This window comes from Staphylococcus arlettae (assembly GCF_002902345.1).
Taxonomy (GTDB): domain Bacteria; phylum Bacillota; class Bacilli; order Staphylococcales; family Staphylococcaceae; genus Staphylococcus; species Staphylococcus arlettae.
This window is the reverse complement of the sequence record NZ_PPQB01000007.1, coordinates 1-2,313: the sequence shown is the minus strand read 5'-3', so window position 1 is coordinate 2,313 and position 2,313 is coordinate 1. Positions and strand designations below refer to the sequence as shown.

Annotated in this window: 2 protein-coding genes; both read left to right on the top strand. The window is 27.7% G+C overall.

The window, feature by feature from the left end; genetic code table 11:
* Positions 1-454: 454 nt before the first annotated feature.
* Entirely contained in the window at positions 455-1,399 is a 945-nt protein-coding gene (locus CD036_RS03650; protein WP_011154364.1) for a replication initiation factor domain-containing protein, read from the top strand.
* Between the two features lie 135 nt (positions 1,400-1,534).
* Positions 1,535-2,182 carry a type A-8 chloramphenicol O-acetyltransferase gene (locus CD036_RS03645; protein ID WP_000143686.1) on the top strand — a complete coding sequence of 216 codons (648 nt, stop codon included), beginning with the start codon at positions 1,535-1,537 and terminating at the stop codon, positions 2,180-2,182.
* Positions 2,183-2,313 lie beyond the last annotated feature (131 nt).

Sequence of the window (2,313 nt, the reverse complement as noted above, 5' to 3'; positions counted from 1 at the left end):
ACAACACATAAAGCCCTGTAGGTTCCGACCAATAAGGAAATTGGAATAAAGCAACGAAAGGAGTTGAGTAAAATGAGTGAGAAAACGAAGAAAATCATTCGAGTATCATTAGCTTTTTCACAAGTAGTAGTGCAATCATTGATAGTTTATTATACTTACCAGCAATATAAATTATCTAAAGAGAATTAAGTTTTGATTATGTAATAAGTTTTGGTACTAAAAAAGACTTGATCTAATTAGACCAAGTCTTTTGATAGTGTTATATTAATAACAAAGTAAAAAGAAGTCGCTCACTCCCTCGCCAAAGTTTGTGATAGCGACTTACCTTAAAGAAAAACAGTTGATGTTTTTGTTCTTAATTTGTATATCTAGATATTAAACGATATTAGTTTATTCTTCAAGATATATATTCGGGTGAGCGACTTCTTAAATTAAATTAAGGAGTCGATTTTTTATGAGTAAAAATAATTATACAAATCATTCAAATCACTTAGAAAATCACGATTCAGACAATTTTTCTAAAACCGGCTACTCTAATAGCCGGTTAGACGCACATTTCGTGTGCACTTCTAATCCGAAATTGAGCTTTGACGCTATGACGATAGTCGGAAACCTTAATAAAAACAGCGCTAAAAAGCTATCCGATTTTATGAGTTTAGATCCACAAATTAGACTTTGGGATATACTTCAAACAAAATTTAAAGCTAAAGCACTACAAGAAAAAGTTTATATTGAATATGACAAAGTAAAAGCAGATACTTGGGATAGACGTAACATGAGAGTTGAGTTTAATCCCAACAAACTTACACATGATGAGATGTTATGGTTAAAACATAATATCATTGATTATATGGAAGATGATGGTTTTACAAGATTAGATTTAGCTTTTGATTTTGAAGATGATTTAAGCGATTATTATGCATTGTCAGAAAAAGCTTTAAAGCGAACTGTATTTTTCGGAACAACTGGTAAGGCAGAAACAAAATATTTTGGCTCACGTGATAGTAATAGATTTATTAGAATTTATAATAAGAAAAAAGAACGTAAAGAAAATGCAGATGTTGATGTAAGTGCTGAACATCTATGGCGTGTTGAAATTGAACTTAAACGAGATATGGTAGATTATTGGAATAATTGTTTTAATGACTTACACATTTTGAAACCTGCATGGGCTACTTTGGAAAGTTTAAAAGAACAAGCAATGGTTTATTTATTACTTCATGAAGAAAGCAAATGGGGAGAATTACATAGAAATTCTCGTCGCAAATATAAACAAATAATACAAGAAATATCTTCAATTGATTTAACTGATTTAATGAAATCTACTTTGAAGGATAACGAAGAAAATTTGCAAAAGCAGATTAATTTTTGGCAACGAAAATTTGAATTTTGGAAGTAAAGTAACTTTTGTTTTATGCAAAATGTTACTTTACTATAATTAATATTTAAGAGGTGACATAATATATGAAAAAATCAGAGGATTATTCCTCCTAAATATAAAGAAATAAGATGAAATTTAGGAGGAAAATTATATATGACTTTTAATATTATTAATTTAGAAACTTGGGATAGAAAAGAATATTTCAATCATTATTTTAATCAACAAACAACTTATAGTGTTACTAAAGAATTAGATATTACCTTGTTAAAAAGTATGATAAAAGATAAAGGATATGAACTGTATCCTGCTTTGATTCATGCAATTGTAAGTGTTATAAATCGAAATAAAGTATTTAGAACAGGGATTAATAGTGAGGGGAATTTGGGTTATTGGGATAAATTAGAACCTTTATATACAGTCTTTAATAAAGAAACTGAAAAATTTTCTAATATTTGGACAGAATCAAATGCTAGTTTTAACTCTTTTTATAATAGTTATAAGAATGATTTATTTAAATATAAAGATAAAAATGAAATGTTTCCTAAAAAGCCGATACCTGAAAACACAGTTCCTATCTCGATGATTCCTTGGATTGATTTTAGTTCATTTAATTTAAATATTGGTAATAATAGTAGATTTTTATTGCCAATTATTACAATAGGTAAATTTTATAGTAAGGATGATAAGATCTATTTACCATTTTCATTGCAAGTTCATCATGCAGTATGTGATGGTTACCATGTTTCATTATTTATGAATGAATTTCAAAATATAATTGATAATGTAAATGAATGGATTTAAATCTAAAATAAATTTCATAAACTTAAGTAATCATGATATTTATAAGTTTATAGCAACCACATTTTTGGTTGCAGAGTTTTTGATTTTGAATTTGGTTTTGAACTATGAGTGGCTAGCATTTTGCCACTCAT